General features: G+C 65.5%; 2 protein-coding genes. Both read right to left on the bottom strand.

What is annotated here, in order from left to right; translation table 11 throughout:
* Window positions 1–449 precede the first annotated feature (449 nt).
* Window positions 450–11,777 (bottom strand): non-ribosomal peptide synthetase, encoded by an 11,328-nt coding sequence (locus QK296_RS25485; protein WP_282391727.1) that lies wholly within the window; start codon window positions 11,775–11,777, stop codon window positions 450–452.
* Window positions 11,774–24,697, bottom strand: coding sequence for a non-ribosomal peptide synthetase (locus QK296_RS25490; RefSeq protein WP_282391729.1), 12,924 nt, complete (start codon window positions 24,695–24,697; stop codon window positions 11,774–11,776). Before QK296_RS25490 ends, QK296_RS25485 begins: the two co-directional genes overlap by 4 nt.
* Window positions 24,698–24,997: the final 300 nt, after the last annotated feature.

A 24,997-nucleotide genomic window follows, 5' to 3' on the forward strand; every position in this document is an offset into this window, starting at 1 on the left:
TGAGATCAAAAGCAGATCAAGATCAAGAGCGGCTCGCTTCGCATCGTGGTTACCGGGGGCATGCCTGCCCCCACATATCTCACCGAGTTCACCTTCAAAAACCGGTCGGCTATAAGGCCGCCGCGCTCTGCTTTTGATCTGCAATCGCCCCGTTAAACCACGCTGGCCGAACGCAGGTTTTTCAGCGTGGGTAACCCGGCAGGACGCCGGGTTAGCCGCACTGGGCCATGGATGGCCCATTGCGGCGGCCCACGCTGCAAAACCTGCGTTCGGGCACACCGAGCCTAGGCGAGGTGCCGAGTGGTGGGGCGAAGGCCTTTTGGTTACTTTTGGGCCTTTCCAAAAGTGACCCGCTGTCAGAGCGGAACCATAAGTGGCCGTTACCGCAGGAATGGATATGTACACAGACAACCCCCTATTGCCCCCACATTTGGATCGGTGCCCCCCCCTCAAGACACCACCTCCCCAACCCTGACATCTTCCAACCACCACCTGGCCAATCCCAAAACATTCGGCGCCTTGAGCAACGTAAAGTGATTCCCCAAGCCATACCAAACCTGCAACCCACCCCCCTGCCCTCGCCACCCCTCAACCATCAACCCCTGCTCACGCTGGTTCCCCGCCGCATCCAGCGCCGGGTCCTGCGCCAACACCAGCCGCACCACCCCGTCATACCGCCCCTGCGGCTGATACACCGTGCGCAACGCCGCCGCGTAAGTACGCGCCGGCCCATTCATCGCCTCCACCGCCGCACGCCCTGGCAACAACCCCACACTCACCATCCCCCCATGCAACGCTTGCCGCTGCGCCACCTCATCGCGCCCGGCAAAGTCCACAGCATCAATCCCCAGCGACTTCCCAGCCGCCAACTGCATCGCCTCGATCAACCGCAACAACGCCGCCGTCGAGGTATAAGCCTTGCTCGCACGCCCCGGCGCCTCGCTGTCGATCACCGTCAAAGAGCCCACCTCACGCCCCATCGCCTGCAAGCGCAACGCCATTTCCAGCGCCACCCAGCCGCCGAACGAATGCCCCACCAGATGCACCGGCCCCTCGGGGCATTCCTGTTCCAGCGCGGCCAGGTAACACTGGGCCGCCGCTTCCACCTGGCTATGGGGCACCGCTTCGCCATCCAGCCCGCGTGGCTGCAAGCCATACAGCGGCCAGTCGCGCCCCAAAGCTTCGCTCAAGCCGACAAAGCCGGTGACGCTGTCTCCCGCGCCCGGCACGCAGAACACCGGTGCATAACCGGCGCGCCCGCTCTGGATGCGCAGCAAGGGTGAGTGCGCCGCGCAACTCACCGGGGTGCTCGCCGCCAGCGCTTGGCTCATGGCCTGGCCAAGGCTCTGGATATGCGGCGCCTGCATCATGCTCTGGTGATCCCCCGGCACCTGCACCTGGCGCAGTTGCCCAGGCGCCAGGGCGGTGTCCCAACCCAGCGCGGCACTGCGCCGCGACAGTTCGGTGGGCCGCTGCTCGGCGCTGAACAGGTGCACCGGGATCGGCAGCGGGAACAGGCTGTAGTGGGCCAGGGCATGCCCATGCCCGACTTCCCGTTGCAAAAAGCTCAACAGGTCGGCGTCCGTCGCCGCTGCCATTTGCGCGTATAGCAAACCTTGATCGCGACAGCGTTGCAGCAAAGCCGCAATGTCCAGCTGTCCAAGGCCTGCCTCCAGTTGGTCCAGGCTCGCCAGCTCATCCACACCTCCCTGTGCCTTCCAATAGGCCGTGCACTGCAACAACAAATGCCGCTTGAGGGCATCCGGCCCGCTCCAGCGCGCTTTGCCCTGGTCGGTCATGCGCGGCACGTAGCTGTCGATCAAGCCGAGAAACGCCACGGCCTCATCCTGCCCCAGCAACTGCATGGCAACTTCATAGGCCAGCACGCCACCAAAAGACCACCCCGCCAGCCGGTAAGGGCCGTGGGGCTGGATCTGGCGAATCAGCCCGACCATGCGCGCAGCCAGGCCTTCCATGCTGTCCAAGTGCGCCTCGCCCAGCGCCACGCCCGGCAGGCCATAAATCGGGTAATCGCCCGGCAGGTGCTGGCCAAGCGCCGGGAAGTACACGTCCATGCCGCTGAACTCATGCACCAGAAATAACGGTGCCTGCGACCCACGGCTGCGCACCGTGATCACCGCCGTCTCAGGCAGCACGTCGTCACCGCGCAGGCGCAGCAGCGCCGCGACCGAGGCCACGCTGGCATGCTCGAACAGCTCGGCCAGCGACACCGGCAACCCGGCCTCTTCCAGCCGATTGATCAGGCGAATCGCCAACAAGGAGTGCCCGCCCAGTTCGAAGAAACTGTCATGGCGCCCCACCTGCTCAAGCTTCAGTACCTCGGCCCACAGCTGGGCCAAGGTCTGCTCCAGTGCATCGACCGGTGCTTCAAATGTGCCGCTGGCCGCAGCGTCCCACGGGGGCACCGGCAAGGCTTTGCGATCGACCTTGCCATTGGCCGTCAACGGCAAATGCTCCAGTGCCACAAAGGCCGAGGGCACCATGTAGGCCGGCAAGTGCGCCTGCAGGTAAGCGCGCACCGACTCGATGCCGACCGGCTCGCCCGCCCAGGTGAAATAGGCCACCAGACGTTTGTCCCCCGGCACGTCTTCGCGGGCCAGCACCACCCCTTCGCGAATGCCGGCGAATGTCGCCATGCGTGCTTCGATCTCACCCAGCTCAATGCGAAATCCACGGATCTTCACTTGGTCATCATTGCGCCCGATGCACTCCAGCAGGCCGTCCGCGCTCCAGCGCCCGAGGTCGCCGGTGCGGTACAGCAAGGCGCCTGGGTTGAACGGGTTCTGCACGAACTTTTCCGCCGTCAATTCAGGGCGGTTCAGGTAGCCCTGGGCGACACCGTCGCCGCCGATGCAGATTTCACCGGTCGCCCCCACAGGCAGCAACTGCAACTGCGTATCCAGCACGTAGACCTGCGTGTTGGAAATGGGTCGTCCTACCGGCACGCTGTCGGCATCAGCGGTAAGCGCGTGCACCTCATAAGTGGTGGCGTAGGTGGTGGTTTCGGTCGGCCCGTAGCAATGCACCAGGCGCAGCCCCGGAGCCAATGCCAGCAGGTTGCGAAACGCCGCCGGGTCGGCACGTTCGCCGCCGCACAGCAAAATACGCAAGCCGGCCAGGGCCTGGGGAATCAGTTGCACATATTGGTTGAATAGCGCCGTGGTGACGAACAGCACCGTCACGCCCTGAAGTGCCGCGCCAAACGCCAGCGGGTCGAGCAAGGTGGCGTGGTCGATCACCTGCACCTGACCGCCGTTGAGCAATGCCCCCCACACATCCATGGTGCTGGCATCGAACGCCGGGTTCGAAGCGAAGGCCACGCGGTCATGGGGATTGAAATCGGCGTAGCCGTTGTTGAGCACCAGGCGCGTGATGCCACGGTGCGGCACCAATACGCCTTTAGGCATGCCGGTGGAGCCGGAGGTGTACATGATGTACGCCACGCTGTGCGAGGGCTGCGGCAGGCCCGGGTTGTGCTCGGGGTATGAGTCGAGGGCCAGGGTGTCCAGGTCCAGGCGTTGCACCGCGCTCTCCACGCTGCAGTCGCTGCCGGTCAACAGCCAGGCGGCGCCGCTGTCTTGCAGCATGAAGGCCTGGCGTTCGGCCGGCGCGTTGATGTCCAGCGGCACATAGGCGGCGGCGCATTTGAGAATCGCCAGTTGGCTGATCAACAACGCCACCGAGCGTGGCAGCAGGATCGCCACGTTATCGCCGGGGCACACACCCAGGCCGAGCAGGTGATGGGCCAGGCGGTTGGCGCGGCGGTTGAGTTCGCCATAGCTTATCCGTTGTTCGCCATGCAGCACCGCCACCGCATCGGGGCGCGCCTGGGCCTGGGCTTCGAACAGCTGTTGCACGCTGTGTTCACGGGGGAACGCGCGGGCCGTGACGTTGAAGCCCTCAAGCAGTTGCTGGCGTTCGGCCTGGGGCAGGATCGACAAGCCATTGAGCGCGATGTCGCTGCGCTCTTCCAACGCCTGCACCACCTGCGCCAAGGCGTTATGCAGGTAGTCGCCCAAGCGTCGGGCCCCCTGCCCCATGGCCGTGAGGCTGAAACCTTCACCCAGGTCATCCACGCTCACCGACACGCCGTAGTGGGTGTGCTCCTCGGTCTGGAGCACTTCGACCCCCTGCCACGCCTCGGCCACGCCCCCGGCCTGGGGCGCGCTGTGGCGGTAGTTGAACAGCACGCTGAACAACGGCGTAGCCATCGGTACGCCGCTGCAACGCTGGGCCAGCGCCAAAGGCGCGTGTTCATGGCTGAGCAGTTGGGTCAGGCGCCCATGGGTGGCACGCAGCGCGGTCAGTACCGAGTGTTCACCCAGGTCGACTCGCAACGGCAAGGTATTGATAAACACGCCCATGGCACGCTCGGCGCCTTCGCCACCTTGCAGGCGGCCGAGCATCACCGTGCCGAACACCACCTGTTCACGGGCGCAGACCGTGCCCAGCACATGGGCCCAGGCCAGGTGCATAAGGCTGGCGGCGCTGACGCCGGCTTGACGCGCCTGAGTGCGCAGGCGCCGACTCAACCCCAGGTCGAGACTCACCTTCACGCGCTCATCGGCGCCCAGGTGCGGTAGGTCGGTGGGTTCGTCGACCTCAGCGAGCATCTCGCAGAAAAACGTCTCGTGGTCCTCAGCGCCCAGACGAGTCTGGGCCACGTAGTTGCGGTACGGCACGGGCGCGGCCAAGGTGTCTTGGGTGCCCAACAGGAAGGCCTGCATTTCGTGTTGCAGGATGTCCAACGCGATGTGGTCCATCACCAGATGGTGGAACAGCAACGTCGCCACCACCCGTTGCGACTCCTCGGCATACACCAGGCGCATCAAGGGTGCCTTGGCGAGGTCCAGGCGTGGCGGCACCGGGCCGTTTTCAACCCGTAATGAGGCGGTGCGCCACACCACCTGCACCGGCTCCTCCAGCCCGTCCCAGTGGAAGGATGAACGCAGGATGTCATGGCGCTGGATCACCGCCTGCAAGGCGTGGGCGAAGGCGTCCAGGCGCAGGCGGCTGTCGAAGGCAAACTGCGCCTGCAGCACATAGGCGTCGTCTCCCTGCACGGCGCGATGCTGATACAGGATGCCGGCCTGCAAGGGTGCCAGCGGGTAGATGTCCTGCACATTGGCCGCGCCGCCGGGGATGCAGGCGACGATGCGCTCGATGGCAGCGGGGTCCAGGGTGATCAGCGTAAGCATGTCCGGCGTAATCCGGGTGCAATCGGCCGCGATACGATTGGCCGGCACCGCCACTTCACGCCCACCGCCCAAGGCCGCGGCCAGGGCGGACAAGGTCGGTTGGCCAAACAGTACTTTTACATCTGCCGACAAGCCCAGGCGGCGCATGCGCCCCATCAGGCTGACTGCCAGCAATGAGTGGCCACCCAATTCAAAGAAATTGTCATGCCGGCCCACGCGCTCCACGTTGAGCAATTCGGCCCACAGTGCGGCCATGGTGATTTCCGTATCACCCACGGGCGCTTCATAGTCGCGCACACTCAACGCGTCCAGGCCCGGCGCCGGCAGCGCCTTGCGGTCGAGCTTGCCGTTGGGGCTCAGCGGCAGCACCTGAAGATGCACAAAGCTCGCCGGCAGCATGAATTCCGGCAGGTGTTGCAGCAGGTGGGCGCGCAGGCTTTCGACCTCGCTCGGCACGCCGGTGTAATAGGCGATCAGGCGCTGCTCGCGGGCAATCACGGCAGCTTCCTGCACCGCTGGATGCTCGGTCAGGCGCGCCTGGATTTCCCCCAGTTCGATGCGCAGGCCACGAATCTTCACCTGGTCATCATTGCGCCCCAGGTACTCGAGAGTGCCGTCAGGCAAGTAGCGGCCCACGTCACCGGTGCGGTACATGCGCCCCGGGGTGAACGGGTCGTCGAGGAAGCGTTCGGCGGTCAGCTCGGGGCGGTTGAGGTAACCCCGCGCCACCTGCACGCCTGCGATGAACAATTCACCGACCACCCCCAATGGCACCGGCTGCAACTGCCCGTCCAGTACATACAGGCGCGTGTTGGCAATCGGCTTGCCGATGGGCGTGTTATCCGGCACCAAGGCACCCGCGCAGTCCCATGCGGTGACATCCACCGCCGCTTCGGTGGGGCCATACAGGTTGTACAAGCCAACCTCCGGCAATTGCTGCTTGAAGCGCCGCACCAGGCTGCCCGGCAGGGCTTCGCCGCTGCACATCACCCGCACCAGCCCGGCGGCCTGGCTGACATCGCCGTGGGCAAGGAACACGTCGAGCATCGACGGCACAAAATGCAGCGTTGTGACCCGCTCGGCCTCGATCACCTGGCACAAGTAGTCAGGGTCTTTATGCCCGCCAGCGCGCGCCATGACCAAGCGTGCGCCAGTGAACAGCGGCCAGAAGAACTCCCACACCGACACGTCGAAGCTGAACGGGGTTTTCTGCAAGACCGTATCGCTGGCGGTCAGCCCGTATTCGTCCTGCATCCACAGCAGGCGGTTGACCACCCCAGGGTGTTCGTTGATCACGCCCTTGGGCTGGCCGGTGGAACCGGAGGTGTAGATCACATAGGCCGCCACGCTGGCCGCCTGCGGGTTATGGGTGGGCTGGTGCTGCCAGGTGGGTGAATCGAGGTTGACCACCGGGACCTCGCCCAGCAACCCAAGGGTGCTGGCCTGGGCCAGCACCACCGTCGGCGCGCTGTCGTGCAGCATGTAGGTGATGCGTTCCAGCGGGTAGGCCGGGTCCAGCGGCACATAGGCGGCGCCGGCTTTGAGGATCGCGTACAGGCCAATGACCATGTCCAGGCCACGCTCCACGCAGATCGCCACCCGCGCCTGGGGCTGCACACCCTGGGCTTGGAGGTGATGGGCCAATTGGTTGGCACGCGTGTTCAGTTCGGCATAGCTCAGTTGCTGCGCGCCCGCCTTCAGGGCAATGGCCTGGGGCGTGCGCAGCACCTGGGCTTCAAACAGGCCGTGCAGGGTCTGGTCGAGGTTGTAGCTAACGGCAGTGGCGTTGAAATCCACCAGCAGTTGCCGACGCTCGCGCGCATCCACCAGCGGCACGTGCGCCAGCACTGCCTGGTCGTTATCGACCATGGCCTGCAACACGCGGGTGAAGTAGCCGACGTAACGCTGCATCGTCGATTCGTCAAACAGGGCCACGGCATATTCCAGCGCACCGAGGATGCTGCCCTGCACTTCGCCCAGGTTCAACGACAGGTCGAACTTGGCGAAATGGCTGTGCTCGACAATGCTCTCCAGGGCCAGGTCGCCCAGGGCCAGGGTCGGCGCGCTGCTGTCCTGCCAGCTCAGCAGGGTCTGGAACAGTGGGCTGTGGGCCAGGCTGCGCGGCGGCCGGGTAATTTCCACCACCTGCTCGAAGGGCAAGTCCTGATGGGCCTGGGCTTGCAGGATCAGCGCCTTGACCCGCGCCAGCAATGCCTCGGTGCTCAGCTCGCCCGAGGTGTCGATACGCAGCGCCAGGGTGTTGACGAACAGGCCAATCAGCCCTTCGACTTCGGTGCGCATGCGGTTGGCCACCGGCGTGCCGATCACCAACTCGGGCTGCCCGGACAAGCGTGCCAACAGCGAAGCCCAAGCGCTCATCAAGGTCATGTACAAGGTGGTGCCATGGCGTTGGCTCAAGGCCTTGAGCCCGGCGGTGAGGCGCTCATCCAGGCGCACTTCGACACTGCTGCCAGCGTAGTCCTGCTGCGCCGGGCGCGGGCGGTCGGTGGGCAAGGTCAGCAACGCCGGCGCACCGGCCAACGCCTGTTGCCAGTAGCTGCTTTGGCGCTGCAGCACCTCGCCGCTCAGCCACAGGCGTTGCCACACGGCAAAGTCGGCGTACTGGATCGGCAAGGGCGGCAGCGGGTCGGCGTGGCCGTGGCTGAAAGCCTGGTACAGCGCCATCAGCTCGCGGGTCAGCACGCCCATGGACCAGCCGTCGGAGACGATATGGTGCAGGGTCAGCAACAGCACATGGTGATCATCGGCCATCACCACCAGGCGCCCGCGCAGCAACGGGCCGCGCTCAAGGTCGAACGGTGCCGAGGCTTCGCCGTGGATCAGCGCGTCCAGGGCCTGTTGCGGCTGCGGGTGGCGACGCAGGTCCTGCACTTGCAGCGCCAACACCTCTTCGGCCGGCACGACCAGCACCTGGGCCTGGTCACCCTGCTGGGCGAAGCGGCTGCGCAGGGTTTCATGCCGCGCCACAATGCGCGCCAGGGCCCGTTGCAGCGCCTGTACATGCAACTGCCCGCGCAACCGCAGGCCGATGGGAATGTTGTAGGCGGTGTTGGCCCCTTCCATCAACGCCAGGAACCACAGGCGTTGCTGGGCGAAGGACAGCGGCACATCGTCATCACGGTTGGCCGGCAAGATATCCGGCAAGGTGCTGCGACCGGCCTGGGCCAGCACCTCGGCGACCGCCGCCAGTTCAGCGTTGGCAAACAGGTCGCCCAGCGCCAATTCGACGCCCAGCCGCTGGCGCACCTGAGACACCATGCGCATGGCCAGCAGCGAATGCCCGCCCAGCTCAAAGAAATGTTCGTAACGCCCCACGCGTGGCACCTGCAACACGTCGGCCCAGATCTGCGCCAGCACGGTTTCGATTTCGCCCTGGGGCACGGCGTACTCGCGGGTAAATACCGCGGCCATGTCCGGCGCCGGCAGGGCCTTGCGGTCGAGCTTGCCATTGGCCGTCAGTGGCAGTGCGTCGAGCTTCATGAACGCGACAGGCATCATGTAGTCGGGCAGATGCGCCACCAGGTGGGCGCGAATCTCGGCCAGCGTCAGCGGGTCCAGTTGTGGGTTTTCGGTGAAGTAGGCCACCAGCCGTTCCTCACGCACCACCGCCACTGCTTCCAGGATGCCGGGCAATTGGTTGAGCTGGGTTTCGATTTCGCCCAGTTCGATGCGCACGCCACGGTTTTTCACTTGGTCATCGTTGCGCCCCAGGTAGTCGAGCGTGCCGTCCGGCAACCAGCGCACCAGGTCACCGGTGCGGTACATGCGCCCTGCATTGAACGGGTCGCGCACAAAACGCTCGGCGGTCAGTTCCGGGCGGTTGAGGTAACCGCGTGCCACGCCTTTGCCGCCCACGTACAACTCCCCCGCCACCCCCAGCGGCACCGGGCGCTGGTGTGGGTCGAGCACGTAGACCTTGGCATTGGCGATCGGCTTGCCGATATGCAACGGCTGGCCCGCCTCGACCTTGCCGGAAGTGGCCACCACCGTGGCTTCGGTGGGCCCGTAGTTGTTGATCAGCTCAAAGCGCTGCGCCCGCCCGAACTGGCGCAGGCGGTCGCCACCGACCAGCAAGGTGCGCAAGGTCGGGTGCTCGATGTTCTGGCTGAAGGCGTATTCCGCCACCGGCGTCGGCAGAAAGCTCACGTCCAATGGCTGCGCGCACCACCAGGCCAGCAGTGCGTCGATATCTTCGCCGCCCTCATGGGCCGGTGGCAGGTGCAAGGTGGCGCCCACACACAGCGCCGGCCACACTTCCCAGGCCATCGCGTCAAAGCCGAAACCGGCAACACTGGCGGTGTGCCGGCCGGCGCGCAGGTCGAAGGCGCTGCAATGCCAGTCCACCAGGTTGGCGACAGTGTGGTGTTCCACCATCACCCCTTTGGGCAAGCCGGTGGAGCCGGAGGTGTAGATCACATAGGCCAGGTTCGTCGGGCCGACGGCGATTGTGGGGTTGCTCGCCGAATGGTGCTGCCAGGTGAAGCGGTCGAGGTTGATCACCGGCACATCCAGCGCCGGCAAGCGCTCCAGCAACGCGTGTTGGGTGAGTACGGCTACCGGCGCACTGTCGCTGAGCAGATAGTGGAGACGCTCGGCCGGGTGGGACGGGTCCACCGGCACATAACCGGCACCGGCCTTGAGAATCGCCAGCAACCCGGCCAGGGTATCGAGGCCGCGCCGCGCCACAATCGCCACGCGGTCGTCGGGCTTGACCCCCAGTGCCAACAGATGATGGGCCAGCAGGTTGGCTTGCTGGTTCAGTTCGGCATAGGTCAGTTGCCGGCCCTGATGCACCGCGGCGATGGCGTGCGGCGTGAGCGCGGCCTGGGCTTCGACCCTGCCGTGCAGGGTGGTGCCTTGGGGGAAGACGGTCTGGGTGGTGTTGAACTGTTCCAGCAGCAAACGCTGTTCGGCAGCGGGCACCACCGACAGTTGGTCAAGCGCGGTATGGGGGGCCTGTTCCAGTGCGCTCACCAGGTTTTCCAGCGCGGTGTGCAGGTAGGCGCAGACGCGTTGAGGGTCGACCAGGGTGCTGGCCAGCAAACTCAGGCCGAAGCCCTCGCCCAGGTCGTCCACGCTCAGGGTCAGCGGGTAGTTGGTGCGTTCCTCGGCGCGCAGTGCGGTGATGCCGTGCCACGCCGACACGGCCTCGGCGCTGGCGGCGGACGCGCTGTGGCGATAGTTGAGCAGCGCGCTGAACAGCGGCGTCGGCGCGAGCACGCCACTGCAACGCTGGGCCAGGGCCAACGCCGCGTGTTCATGGCGCAGCAACGTGGTCAGCCGTGAGTGGGTGGCCTTGACGGCGGTGCGCACGTCCTGGGCGTCCACGTCCACGCGAAACGGCAAGGTATTGATGAAAATGCCCAGGGCGCGGTCGATGGCATGGCTGCCCTGCATGCGCCCCATCAATACGGTGCCGAACACCACCTGGGCCTTGCCGGCCAACACCGCCAGCACTTGAGCCCAGCCCAGATGAAACAGGCTGGCAGCGCTCACGCCCTGTTGGCGCGCCTGTACGCGCAAACGCTGGGCCAATGCCGGCGCCAATGGCAGGCTGACTTCAGCGATACCGCGCGCATCGCCTTGCACATCCTGCAAACCGAACGGCAAGGTAGGCTCGCTGATATCGCCGAGCATCTGCCGGAAGAAACGTTCATGCTCTTGCTCACTGATCCCCAGCCGCGCCTGCGCCACATAGTTGCGAAACGGCACGGCCTGGCCCAGGGCCGCGCCTTGCCCCAACAGGCACGCCTGCATCTCGTGGCACACCACGTCCAGGGCGCTGTGGTCGAGCGCCATGTGATGGAACAACAGGGTGGCGACGATGCGCTGGTTGGCCGGGTCTTCAGCGCGCACCAGGCGCAGCAACGGCGCCTGGGTGACGTCGAGGCGATAGTGGCGGGCATCAAACAGGTCATGCAGTTGCGCGGCGATATCGCCGTCGGCCGGGTCCAGCATCAAGGCTTGCACCGGCAGGCGCGCCTGGCGCCACACCACTTGCGAGGGTTGCGCCAGGCCATCCCAGACCATCCCGGTACGCAAGATGTCGTGACGGTCCATCACCCGTTGCAGCGCCTGGGCAAAGGCATCGAAACGCGCAAGGCTGTCAAAGGCGAACTGCGACTGCATCACATAGGGGTCGCCCTGCTCGGCACTCACATGGTGGAACAGGATGCCTTCCTGCAACGGCGCCAGCGGGTAGATGTCCTGGATGTTCGCCACGCCGCCCTGCACCGTGGCGACAATGCGCTCAATCTCGTCCTGGCTCAGGGTCGACAGGGTCAGCATCGCGGGGGTGATGCGCTCGGCAGTGGCCGGGATGCCATTGGCCGGCACCTGTACCTCACCGGCCTTGGTCGCGGTGTATTCACCGGCCTTGATCAGTTCGATCAGCGCCGGCTTGTGTTCACGCAAGGCGGCCAATATCGCCGGGTCGCTCAAGGCGTGCTTGTTGCCGTTCACCGACAACTGCTCGCCCTTGAGCGCCAGTTGCACATCCTTGGTTTTCAGGGTTGCCAGCAGCTCGAGGATGTTCACAGGACGATCTCCATTCGTTCGGTCATTGCGGCGTAGCCGGCCAGGGTCGGTTGTTCGAACAACCCGCGCACATCGGCTTCCATGCCTTCCTGGCGCAGGCGCCCGATCAAGCTCACGGCCAGCAGCGAGTGCCCGCCCAGTTCAAAGAAGTTGTCGTGGCGCCCTACCCGCTCCACCTTGAGCAGCTCGGCCCAGAGCTGGGCCAGGAGGACCTCGGTGTCGCCTTCAGGCGCCGCGTACTCACGTACCTGCAAGGCGTCCATACTCGGTGCGGGCAGGGCCTTGCGGTCGAGCTTGCCGTTGGGGCTCAGGGGCCAGGCGTCCAGGTGCATGAACAGCGCCGGCACCATAAAGTCCGGCAGGTGCTGCAACAGCTGGGCGCGCAGGCTGTCGATGTCGGCGGGTGCGCCGGTGTAATACGCGACCAGGCGCTGATCACGGGCGACGACCACGGCGTCCTTGACCGCCGGATGCTCGATCAGCCGCGCCTGGATTTCGCCCAGCTCGATGCGCAGGCCACGGATCTTGACCTGATCATCATTGCGGCCCAGGTACTCAAGCGTGCCATCGGGCAAGTAGCGGCCCAGGTCACCGGTGCGGTACATGCGCCCCGGGGTGAACGGGTCGTCGAGGAAGCGTTCGGCGGTCAGCTCAGGGCGGTTCAGATAACCCCGCGCCACTTGCACGCCCGCGATGAACAGCTCACCGGCCACGCCCAACGGCACCGGCTGTAACTGCCCATCGAGGACATACAGGCGGGTGTTGGCAATCGGCTTGCCGATCGGGGTGTTGTCCGGCACCTCAGGGCGGGCGCAGTTCCAGGCCGTCACGTCCACTGCCGCTTCGGTGGGCCCGTACAGGTTGTACAAGCCAATCCCCGGCAACTGGTGCTTGAAACGCCGCACCAGGCTGCCCGGCAGCGCTTCGCCGCTGCACATTACCCGCACCAATCCCACCGCTTGGCTGATATCGCCGTGGGCCAGGAACACATCGAGCATCGACGGCACAAAGTGCAGGGTCGTGATGTGCTCCGCGGCGATCACCTCGCACAGGTACGCCGGGTCTTTGTGCCCTTCAGGGCGCGCCATCACCAGGCGTGCGCCGGTGAACAGCGGCCAGAAGAACTCCCACACCGACACATCGAAGCTGAACGGGGTTTTCTGCAACACCGCATCGTGGGCCTTGAGGCCATAGGCGTCCTGCATCCACAACAGGCGGTTGACCACCCCGGCATGTTCGTTGATCACGCCCTTGGGTTGGCCGGTGGAACCGGAGGTGTAGATCACATAGGCCGCGTGCCGGGCAGTGAGGCCCGGTACTGGCGGGTTGGTGACGGGTTGCTGCTGCCAGGTGCTGTGGTCGAGGTCGATCACCACCGCGTCACCCAGCAAAGCGCGGGTGGCGCTTTGGGCCAGCACCACCACCGGCGCGCTGTCGTGCAGCATGTAGGCGATGCGCTCTGGCGGGTACGCCGGGTCCAGCGGCACATAGGCACCGCCGGCCTTGAGGATGGCGAACAGGCCGATGACCATGTCCAGGCCGCGCTCGACGCAGATGCCCACCCGTGCATCCGGGCGCACACCGCTGTCACGCAGGTGATGGGCCAGGCAGTTGGCGCGTTCATTGAGTTGCTGGTAGCTCAAGGTGTGCTCGCCGGCCTTCACCGCCACGGCCTGCGGGGTGCGCATAACCTGGGCTTCAAACAGCCCGTGCAGGGTCTGGTCGAGGTTGTAGTTCACCTCGGTGGCGTTGAACTGCACCAGCAGTTGTTGCCGCTCTTGCAGTCCCAGCACCGGCAGGCGGTTCAGCGCCTGGTGCGGCGCCTGCTCAAGAGCCTCGACCAGGCCGCTCAACGCGTTATGCATATAGCCGCACACCCGCTGCGCATCCACCTGGGCCAGGGCAGTGAACGCGTAGCCGTCGCCCAGGTCGTCCACGTTCAGGGTCAGGGGGTAATTGGTGCGCCCGTCATTGACCAAAGTCTGCATGCCTTCCCACGCCAATTGCGCATCCGCCGAGCGGGTGGCGGCGCCGCGATGGCGATAGTTGAGCATCGAGCTGAACAACGGCGCCGGGGCCGCTACACCACTGCAACGCTGGGCCAAGGCCAGGGAGGCGTGTTCATGGCCGAGCAATTCGGTGAGACGCGCATGGGTGGCCCGCACGGCGGCGCGGGCGCCCTGGTCGTCGATATCCAGGCGCAGCGGCAAGGTGTTGATAAACACGCCCAGGGCGCGGTCGGCGCCCTCGCCGCCTTGCAAACGGCCCACCAGCACCGTGCCGAACACCACCGTATGGCGCGCCGATACTGCGGCCAGCACCTGTGCCCAGGCCAGGTGGAACAGGCTGGCAGCGCTGACCCCCAGCAACCGCGCCTGGCTGCGCAGGCGGCGGTTGAGCGGGCTGTCCAGTTGCAGGGTATGTTCGTCGATGGCATTGCCGTCGCCGCGCACGTCCTGCCAGCCGAACGGCAGCGTTGGCTCATCGACATCGTCCAGCATCTGGCGGAAGAATTGTTCATGCTCCTGTTCGCTGACACCCAGGCGCGCCTGGGCCACATAGTTGCGATACGGCATTGGCGCGGCGGTGGGCGCGGCGTGGCCCAACAGGTGGCCCTGCATTTCGCGCAACACCACGTCGAAGGCGGTGTGGTCCAACACGATATGGTGATAGAGCAACACCGCCACCACGCGCTGGTTGACCGGGTCCTGGGCGTACATCAGGCGGATCAGCGGCGCCTGGCTGATCTCCAGGCGATAGCGCCGCGCATCAAAGCGCTCGTGCAGGCCGGCGAGTACGTCGCCTTGCAGGTGCAGTTCCTGTACGCACAACTGCGCCTGGCGCCACACCACTTGCAGCGGTTGTGCCAGGCCCTCCCACACCACCCCGGTGCGCAGAATGTCGTGGCGGTCGATCACCTGTTGCAGGGCGCGCACAAAGGCGTGCAGGCGCTCGATGCTGTCAAACGCCAGATGCGATTGCAGCAGGTAAGGATCGCCCTGCGCCGCCGTGAGGTAGTGATAGAAAATCCCTTCCTGCAACGGCGCCAGCGGGTAAATGTCCTGCACGTTGGCAGCGCCGCCGGGCACCTGGGCCACCACCTGGTCGATCGCCGACTGGTCGAGGTCCACCAGGGCCAGCATGTCCGGGGTGATGCGCTGGCAACCGGCACTGATGCGATTGGCCGGCACCTGCACTTCGCGGCCACTGCCGACAGCGGCGGCCAGCGCGGCCAGGGTTGGCTGGCTGAACAGCACGCGCACATCAGCGCTGAGGCCGGCCTGGCGCATGCGCTCAATCAGGCTGACGGCCAGCAATGAATGGCCGCCCAGTTCGAAGAAGTGGTCATGGCGACCCACCTGCTCCACCTGCAACACCTCGGCCCACAGCCGCGCCAGGGTGGTTTCGACGTCACCTTGGGGGGCTTGGTATTCACGACTGAGCAAGGCGTACTGGTCTGGCTGCGGCAGTGCCTTGCGATCCAGTTTGCCATTGGCGGTCAGGGGCAACTGGTCAAGCTGCATATAGGCGACCGGCACCAGCGCCTCGGGAAGCTGGGCTTGCAGGTGCGCACGCAAGGTCTCGATCTGCAACGGGCGCTGTTCGGTGAACCAGGCCAGCAGGCGGCCTTCGCGCACCAGCACCACGGCCTCGCGGATGCCGTCCAGTGCCGCCAGGCGGCTTTCGATTTCACCCAGTTCCACCCGCACGCCGCGCAGTTTTACCTGGTCGTCGTTACGGCCCAGGTATTCAAGGTTGCCATCGGGCAGCCAACGCACCAGGTCACCGGTGCGGTACATGCGCCCAGCGTTGAACGGGTCTTGCAGGAAGCGTTCGGCCGTCAGCTCGGGACGGTTGAGGTAGCCCCGCGCCACGCCGCTGCCGCCTACATAGAGTTCACCGGCCACGCCCACCGGTACCGGCCGCAGGTGCGCGTCCAGCACATAGCTGGTGGCATTGGCGATGGGCCGGCCGATATGCAACACCTGCCCGGCCCGCACGCGACCGGAGGTAGCAACCACCGTGGCTTCGGTGGGGCCGTAGTTGTTGACCACCGCAAAGCGCCGCTCCTGGCTGAACTGACGCAAGCGATCACCGCCGATCAGCAGGATGCGCAACGTGGGGTGCTGCTGGGGCAGGCTGAAGGCGTATTCGGCCACCGGCGTCGGCAGGAAGCTCACGTCCAACGGCTGTGCCAGCCACCAGGCCAGCAGCTCATCGATGTTTTCGTTGCCAATCTCGGCGGGCGGCAGGTGCAGGGTCGCGCCGACACACAGGGCTGGCCAGACCTCCCAGGCCATGGCATCAAAGCCCATGCCAGCCACGCTGCTGGTGTGGCTTACCGCTGTCAGACCAAAGGCCTCACAGTGCCAATGCACCAGGTTTTCCACCGTACCGTGTTCCACCATCACGCCCTTGGGCTGGCCGGTGGAGCCGGAGGTGTAGATCACGTACGCCAGGTGCGCGGGCGTCAGGGCGGGCAATTGCGGGTTGCTGACGGCGTGGCGCTGCCAGGCGGGGTCATGCAGATCGACCAGGGCAACCGAACCGAGCAGCTCCCGGGTACTGGTCTCGGCCAACACCGCCACGGGCGCGCTGTCTTGCAGCAAGTAGGCGATACGCTCGGCGGGGTACGCAGGGTCGATCGGCACATAGCCCGCGCCAGCCTTGAGAATGCCCAACAGCCCCACCAGCATCTGCGGGCCGCGACGGCAGCACAGCGCCACGCGGTCGTCGGCTTGCACGCCGAGTTCCAGCAGGTGATGAGCCAACTGGTTGGCCCGTTGATTGAGCTGCTGATACGTCAGCGCCTCACTGCCTTGCTGCACGGCAATGCGATGGGGTTGGCGCTCGGCCTGCACTTCAAACGCACCGTGCAGGGTCTGGCCATGGGGGAAGTCGTGGGCGGTGGCGTTGAACTCGCGCAGTACCGTGTCGCGCTCTGCGGCGGGCAGAATCGGTAATGGGTGCAGCGCACTGTGGGGCGCCGTCTCCAGGGTGACAATCAGTTGCTGCACGGCACTGAGCATGTAGTCGCACAGGCGTTGCGCGCCAATCTGCGGCACCGCCAGCACGCTCAGGCCAAAGCCTGCGCCCAGGTCATCCACGCTCAGGGTCAGCGGGTAGTTGCTGCGCTCTTCGCCGCCCAGCAGTTGCACGCCTTCCCAGATGCCGTGGCCGTCACGGGCCATGTCGTCGGGGTTGCTGTGGCGGTAATTGAGCAAGGCGCTGAACAACGGCGTACTGGTCGGCACACCGCTGCAACGCTGGGCCAGCGCAAGTGACGCATGCTCGTGCCCGAGCAAGGCGCTCAAGCGCGCATGGGTGGCTTTGACCGCCTGCGTCGCACCGGCTGCAACGTCGACCCGCAGCGGCAAGGTGTTGATAAACATCCCCAGCGCACGGTCTGCGCCCTCGCCGGCTTGCATACGGCCCATCAGCACCGTACCGAACACCACCTCATCGCGGCCCGAGACCAGGCCCAACACCTGGGCCCAGGCCAGGTGCATCAGGCTGGCGGCGCTGACGCCCAGTTGGCGCGCCTGCTGGCGTACGCGCTGGGCCAGGCCTGCCTCCAGGTGCACCTTGGCTTCTTCGATTGCACGGCCATCGCCCTGCACATCCTGCAGGCCAAACGGCAAGGTCGGCTCGTCGACCTCGGCGAGCATGTCGCGGAAAAACTGCTCATGCTGCGCCACACTGACGCCCAGCCGCGCCTGGGCCACATAGTTGCGAAACGGCGCGGCGGCAGGCAAGTCCTGGGCCTGGTTGAACATAAAGGCACGCATTTCCTGGCCCACCACTTCCATGGCGGTGTGGTCCAGCGCCAGATGGTGGAACAGCAGGATCGCCGCGACCCGGTTGTGCGTGGGGTCCTGGGCGTAGACCATGCGCAGCAACGGCGCCTGGGTAATGTCCAGGCGGTAGTGACGCGCATCGAAACGCCCGTGCAGTTGCGCCATGACGTCGCCGCCGGCCGGGTCGAGCATCACCTCCTGCACCGCCAGTTGGGCGGCGCGCCACACCACTTGCACCGGGCTGTCGAGCCCTTCCCACACCACAGCGGTACGCAAAATATCGTGGCGCGCCACCACCTGTTGCAGCGCGCCCATAAAGGCGTGCAGGCGCTCGACAGTGTCAAAGGCCATGCGCGATTGCAGCAGGTACGGGTCGCCCTGCTCGGCACTGATGTGGTGGTAGAGAATGCCTTCCTGTAGCGGCGCTAGCGGGTAGATATCCTGGATATTCGCTGCACCACCCGGCACGTTGGCGACAATGCGCGCGATGGCCTGCGGGGTGAGCTGCACCAGGCTCAGCATCGACGGCGTGATTTGTGTGCAGCCGGCGGGGATGCCATTGGCGGGCACCACGATTTCTCTGCCGCTGCCCACGGCTGCCGCCAGCGCGGCCAGGCTTGGCTGGCTGAACAACACGCGCACATCGGCGCTCAGGCCCACTTGGCGCATGCGTTCAATCAGGCTGACCGCCAGCAACGAATGCCCGCCCAGTTCGAAGAAGTGATCATGACGCCCTACGCGTTCAAGCTTGAGCACGTCCTGCCAGATCTGCGCCAGCAGGCTTTCCACCTCGCCTTGGGGGGCCTCGTAGCCACGGCTGATAAAGGCGGCCTGGTCGGGTGCCGGCAATGCTTTGCGGTCCAGCTTGCCGTTGTTGGTCAACGGCAGGCTGGCCAGCGGCATATAGGCCGACGGCAGCATGTAGTCCGGCAGTTGGCCTTGCAGGTGCGCGTGTACCTGGTCAATGCCCAGGTCTGCGCCGGCCCAGGTGAAATAGGCCACCAGGCGCTTGTCCCCCGGCACGTCTTCACGGGCGAGCACGGCAACCTCCTGAATACCCGCACAACTGGCCAGGCGTGCCTCGATCTCGCCCAGTTCGATACGGAAACCGCGGATTTTGACTTGGTCGTCATTGCGCCCCAGGCACTCCAGCAGGCCCTCTTCCGACCAGCGTCCAAGGTCGCCAGTGCGATACATCAGCGCCCCAGGCTGATCGACAAAGGGGTTGTTCACGAACTTCTCGGCGGTCAACTGCGCACGGTTCAAGTAGCCCTTGGCAACGCCCTCCCCGCCAATGCAGATTTCACCGGTGATGCCCAGCGGGACCGGCTGCAACTGTGCATCCAGCACATAGATCTGCGTGTTGGAAATCGGCCGCCCCACCGGCACGCTGTCGGCATCTGAGGCCAGCGCGCGCACTTCATACGTGGTGGCGTAGGTGGTGGTTTCCGTCGGCCCATAGCAATGCACCAGACGCAACGCCGGAGCCTGCGCCAAAAGGCTGCGAAAGGCTGCCGGGTCGGCACGTTCGCCGCCGCACAGCAAAATGCGCAGGCCGGCCAGGGCCTGTGGAATCAGTTGCACATACTGGTTGAACAGCGCGGTGGTGACGAACAGTACCGTAGCGCCCTTGAGTTCAGCGCCAAATGCCAGCGGGTCGAGCAAGGTGGCGTGGTCGATCACTTGGACCTGGCCGCCGTTGAGCAGCGCGCCCCACACATCCATGGTGCTGGCGTCGAACGCCGGGTTGGACGCAAAGGCGATGCGGTCATGGGGGTTGAAGTCGGCATAGCCGTTATTGATCACCAGCCGGCTGATGCCGCGATGGGTCACCAACACGCCTTTGGGTGTTCCGGTGGAGCCGGAGGTGTACATGATGTATGCCACGCTGTCCGAGCTCTGGGCCACCGCGGGGTTGGTCGCAGGCATTACGTCCAGGTTCAGCTCGGCCAGGTTGTCCAGCCGCTGACGGGCGCCGCTGTCCTGCACCATGAAGGCTTGGCGTTCAGGCGGCGCATTGACGTCCAGCGGCACGTAGACCGAAGCGCATTTGAGTACCGCCAATTGGCTGACGATCAAGTCAATTGAGCGCGGCAGCGCCAGGGCGACCGGCTCACCCGGCTGCACGCCCTGGTTGAGCAAATAATGGGCGAGCCGGTTGGCACGGCGGTTGAGGTCGCGGTAGCTCAGGGAGTGTTCGCCATGCACCACCGCCGTGGCTTCCGGCCGGGCCAGCACCTGGGCTTCAAACAGTTGGGCGACGCTGAGGTGCGACGGAAATTCACGGGCGCTGGCATTGAAGTCCTGCAGCAGTTTGCGCCGCTCCGCCGGCGGCACGATCGACACGCTGTGCAACGCGGTGGTCGGCGCCTGTTGCAGCGCAGTCACCAGGTGGCGCAGTGTGGTGAGCATGTAGTTGCCCACCCGTTGCACATCCAGTTCGGCCACGCCTTGCACGGTCAAGCGCATGCCCGTGCCGAGGTCATCCACGTTGAGCACCAGCGGATAATTGCTGCGCTCTTCGGAGCTGAGAATCTCGATACCGGAAGCGGCAAAGGGGTTGTCCCCCGGCGCTTCATCGGCTGCGCTGTGCCGGTAGTTGAGCAAGGTGCTGAACAGCGGCAGCGAGCCCGGCACGCCGCTGCAGCGCTGGGCCAGGGACAACGAGGCATGTTCGTGCCCGAGCAGTTGCGCCAGGCGCGCATGGGTAGCGCGCACGCCGGCCTGCACGCCGACGCTGCCAAGGCTGACCCGCAGCGGCAAGGTATTGATGAACATCCCCAGCGCCCGGTCAGCGCCCTCGCCGCCCTGCATACGGCCCAGCAACACCGTGCCGAATACCACCTCCTGCTGGCCAGACACCTGCCCCAGCACCTGGGCCCAGGCCAGGTGCACCAGGCTCGCGGTGCTCACACCCAGTTGCCGCGCCTGTTCGCGCAAGCCCAGGTTAAGCGCCGGCTCCAGCGGCAGGCGCGCTTCATGGATGCCGCTGCCGTCACCATTCACGTCCTGCAAACCGAAGGCCAGGGTCGGCTCGTCGATGTCGCCCAGCATCTGGCTGAAGAAGGCTTCATGCTGGACCTGGGTGACACCGAGGCGGGCCTGGGCCACGTAGTTGCGGTACTGCACCGCGTCAGGCAATTGCGCGCTGTGGCCATGCAGGCTGGCGCTCATCTCTTCGACCAGTACCTGCAGGGCCGTATGGTCGAGGAGGACATGGTGCAGCAGCAAAATGCCGACCACGCCTTGGGTGTCCTGCGCATACGCCAGGCGCATCAGCGAGGCACGTGACAGGTCCAGGCGATAGTGGCGTGGGTCGAAACGCTGTTGCAGGTGCGTCAGTGCATCGCCGCCCAGGGCATCCAGGCGTTCGACCACCAAGGGCGCCTGGCGCAACACCACTTGCACCGGTTCCTCCAGGCCCTCCCAGAGGATGGCGGTGCGCAGGATATCGTTGCGTTCGATCACCGAGTGCAGCGCATTTACGAACCCATCGACAGCGCCTTGGTCGTGAAAGCGCAACTGCACCTGCAACACGTAAGGGTCGCCCTCGGTGGTCGCCAGGTGGTGGTAGAAAATGCCGGCCTGCAACGGCGCCAGGCCGTAGATGTCCTGCACGTTGGCAACGCCACCGGGCACGGCCTCAAGGATATGGTCGATAGCGGCCTGATCCAGCTCGACCAGGGGCAGCATGTCCGGGGTGATGGCCTGCGTGTCTGCTTGAATGGGGTTAGCCGGCACCTGCACGGTCTGCTGGCCGCCCACCGCCGCAGCGAGCGCCGCCAAGGTGGGTTGGCCGAACAGCACGCGCACATCGGCGCTGAGGTCGACCTGGCGCATGCGTTCGATCAGTTTGACCGCCAGCAGCGAATGGCCGCCGAGTTCGAAGAAATTGTCCTCACGACCGACACGGTCGACGTTGAGCAGGTCTTGCCAGAGCCTGGCGAGGGTGGTTTCCAACGCGCTCTGGGGCGCCGCATACGCGCGCCGGGCCACGGCGTCGGCATCGGGTGCGGGCAAGGCCTTGCGGTCGAGTTTGCCGTTGGTGGTCAGCGGCAGCGTGTCCAGGCGCACGAAGGCGCTGGGCACCATGTGTTCGGCCAGGCTGCGCAGCAGATGGTCACGCAGGGCGGCCACGTTGAGTTCGCCATCGCTGATCACATAGGCCACCAGGCGCTTGTCGCCCGGCTGATCTTCACGGGCGATCACCACCGCATCGCGCACGCCGTTGGCCGTGGCCAGATGCGCCTGGATTTCACCCAGTTCGATACGGAAACCCCGGACCTTGACCTGGTCATCGTTACGCCCCAGGTACTCGACACTGCCGTCGGCCAGCAGGCGGCCGAGGTCGCCGGTCTTGTACATGCGCAGGCCGGTGGCCGGGTCGGCGACGAAGCGTTCGGCATTCAGCGCCTCGCGGTTGAGGTAACCACGCGCCACCCCGGCGCCGCCCACGTACAACTCGCCCACCACACCCAGGGGCAAGGGCTCGCGGCGTGCATCCAGCACGTACAACTGCAAATCAGGAATACGCACGCCAATCGGGCTCACGCCGACCAAGTGCGCGTCGGCTGCTTCCAGCGCCCGGTAGGTCACATGCACGGTGGTCTCAGTGATGCCGTACATGTTCACCAGTTGCGTACCGGCATTCACCGCCCGTGCGTACCACGGCTTGAGCATGCCCGGTTCCAGGGCTTCGCCGCCGAAAATCACCTGGCGCAGGGAATGGGACTGGGCGCTGTTGCCCTGGGCCGCGATCAACTGGCGGAACGCACTCGGCGTCTGGTTGAGGATGCTCACCTGGGCATCGCACAACAGCGCGTAGCACTCATCCGGTGAGCGGCTGACCAGTTGCGGCACGATCAGCAACTGGCCGCCGTGCATCAGCGCGCCCCAGATTTCCCACACGGAAAAGTCGAACGCAAAGGAATGGAACAACGCCCACACATCATGATGATTGAAGCCGAACCACTGCTGAGTGGCGCCGAACAGGCGCGCGACCTGGCGATGCTCGATCATCACGCCCTTGGGCTGGCCGGTGGAGCCGGAGGTGTAGATCACATAGGCCAGGTTGGCCGGGCTCAGGTGCAGCCGGGGGTTGCTGATGGGCAACGGGCCCAGGTGGTCGAGGTCGATCCGGGCCAGTGCGCCGACCCGCTGCGCCGTGTCGGCCTGTACCAGCACCGCCACCGGCCGGCTGTCGGCCAGGGTATAGGCGATGCGTTCCTGGGGATAGGCCGGGTCGATGGGCACGTAGCCGGCGCCGGCCTTGAGGATGCCCAGCAGGCCGATGATCATCTGCGGGCCGCGCTCCACGCAGATCGCCACCCGCGCGTCGGGGCGCACGCCGTGAGCCAGCAGCGCGTGGGCGACCTGGTTGGCGCGTTCGTTGAGTTGGCGGTAGGTCAGGGCGTGTTGCTCGAAGGACAACGCAATGGCATCGGGCTGGGCGGCGGCGTGGGTTTCGACTTGCTGGTGGATCAGCTGGGTGTCGGCGTAGTGCGTGGGGCAGTCGTTCAAGGTGTGCAGCAAGTGATGGCGTTCAGCGTCAGGCAGGATGTTCAGGCCGCAGAGCGGCATCTCCGGTCGTTGTTCGAGGGCGCCGGCCAGGCTTTCCAAGGCCGCGTGCAGGTAACCGGCAACCCGTGGCGCGCCAATGGAGGCATCGACCATCACGGTCAGGGCGAAGTCTTCACCCAGGTCATCGACGTTCACCGTCAGCGGGTAGTTGGTGCGCTCCTCGGCGCCCAGCACCTGGATGCCGTCGGCCACTTCGATCACCGCCGCCATGTCAGTGGCGGTGCTGTGACGGTAGTTAAGTATCGCGCTGAACAGCGGCGTAGGCGCCGCCACGCCGCTGCACCGTTGTGCCAGCGCCAGGGACGCATGTTCGTGATCGAGCAAGCGCGTGAGGCGCTCATGGGTGACCTTGACCGCAGCGCGCACGCCCTGCTCACCCACATCCACGCGCAGTGGCAAGGTGTTGATGAACATGCCCAATGCCCGCTCACCGCCCTCGCCCGCCCCCATGCGCCCGAGCATCACAGTGCCAAATACCACCGCCTCCCGCCCGGAGACTGCGCCCAGCACCCGCGCCAAGGCCAGGTGCATCAGGCTCGCCACACTCACCCCCAGCGGGCGCGCCACGCTACGCAAGCGGCGGCTCAGAGCGCTGTCGACAGGGATGCGCACTTCGTCGATGCCCTGGCCATCGCCCTGCACATCTTGCAGGCCGAACGGCAGCGTCGGTTCATCGATATCCGCCAGCATGTCGCGGAAGAACGCCTCATGGGCCTGCTCGCTGACGCCATGGCGCACCTGGGCGATATAGCTGCGAAACGCTACCGGTGCAGGGGCCTGGGCTTGCTGCCCGGCCAGGTACAGCTGGATTTCATGCCGCACGCCATCCAGGGCCGTGTGATCGAGGATGGTGTGGTGGAACAACAGCATCGCCACCAGCCGCTGGTTGGCTGGGTCGTCAGCGAACACCAGGCGCAGCAGCGGCGCCTGGCCCAGGTCCATGCGATAAGCGCGGGCATCATAGCGAGCGAGCAATTGAGCCAGGCGGTCAGCACCGTCCAGCTGCGCCTCTTCGCAGGCCAGCACAGCCTTGCGCCACACCACCTGCAGCGGTTCGTCCAGGCGCTCCCAGACCATCGAAGTGCGCAAAATGTCGTGACGGTCGATGACCCATTGCAACGCCTCGGCAAAGGCCTCAAGGCGTGCGCGGCTGTCGAACACGAACTGCGCGTGCAGCACGTAAGGGTCACCCTTCTGCGCCGAGATGTGGTGATAGAGCATACCTTCCTGAAGCGGCGCCAGCGGGTAGATATCCTGCACATTCGCCGCACCGCCTGGGACCGCCGCGACGATGCGGTCGATGGCCGGCTGGTCGAGGTTGACCAGCGCCAGCATATCCGGGGTGATGCGGTAGGCCGGGCTCAGCCAGTCACCGCCATGTTCGGCGACCAACTCCAGCAGTTGGGATTTGTGTGCGATCAATTGATCCCAGAGCGCGTCGTCCAACGCTTGGTCATCGCCCAGGACGATCAGATCGCCTTCTTCCATTTGCAGACGGATCGCGTGGGTGGAGATCGCTGCCAGTAAGTCGCTGAACTGCATGGGGAACCTGCCTGATAATTCACGGTTGACGAGAATGTCCGTATTCAGTTTTGCCGCTTGGATCGGCAGTACCGCGCGCCTGTAAAAAACTGCGGGCGCAGCCGTAGGCCTGGAGGGGCTTCCGGCAGGCTTGAAAATTAAGGGATCTGTGGGCTGGGGGGTGACATGGGAAGCGGGGACAAGGAGCGGTACTGCTCGCGCGGGGGACTGTATCGGGTGCTGCGGGCCGATCAGATTTGTACGACGAAAAGCCCGGAAACGTCTGACTTTACCCTCAGGTAATCCCTCTCCAAAGTTTGG

Source organism: Pseudomonas sp. AL10 (assembly GCF_029960685.1).
In the GTDB taxonomy this organism is placed as follows: domain Bacteria; phylum Pseudomonadota; class Gammaproteobacteria; order Pseudomonadales; family Pseudomonadaceae; genus Aquipseudomonas; species Aquipseudomonas lactis.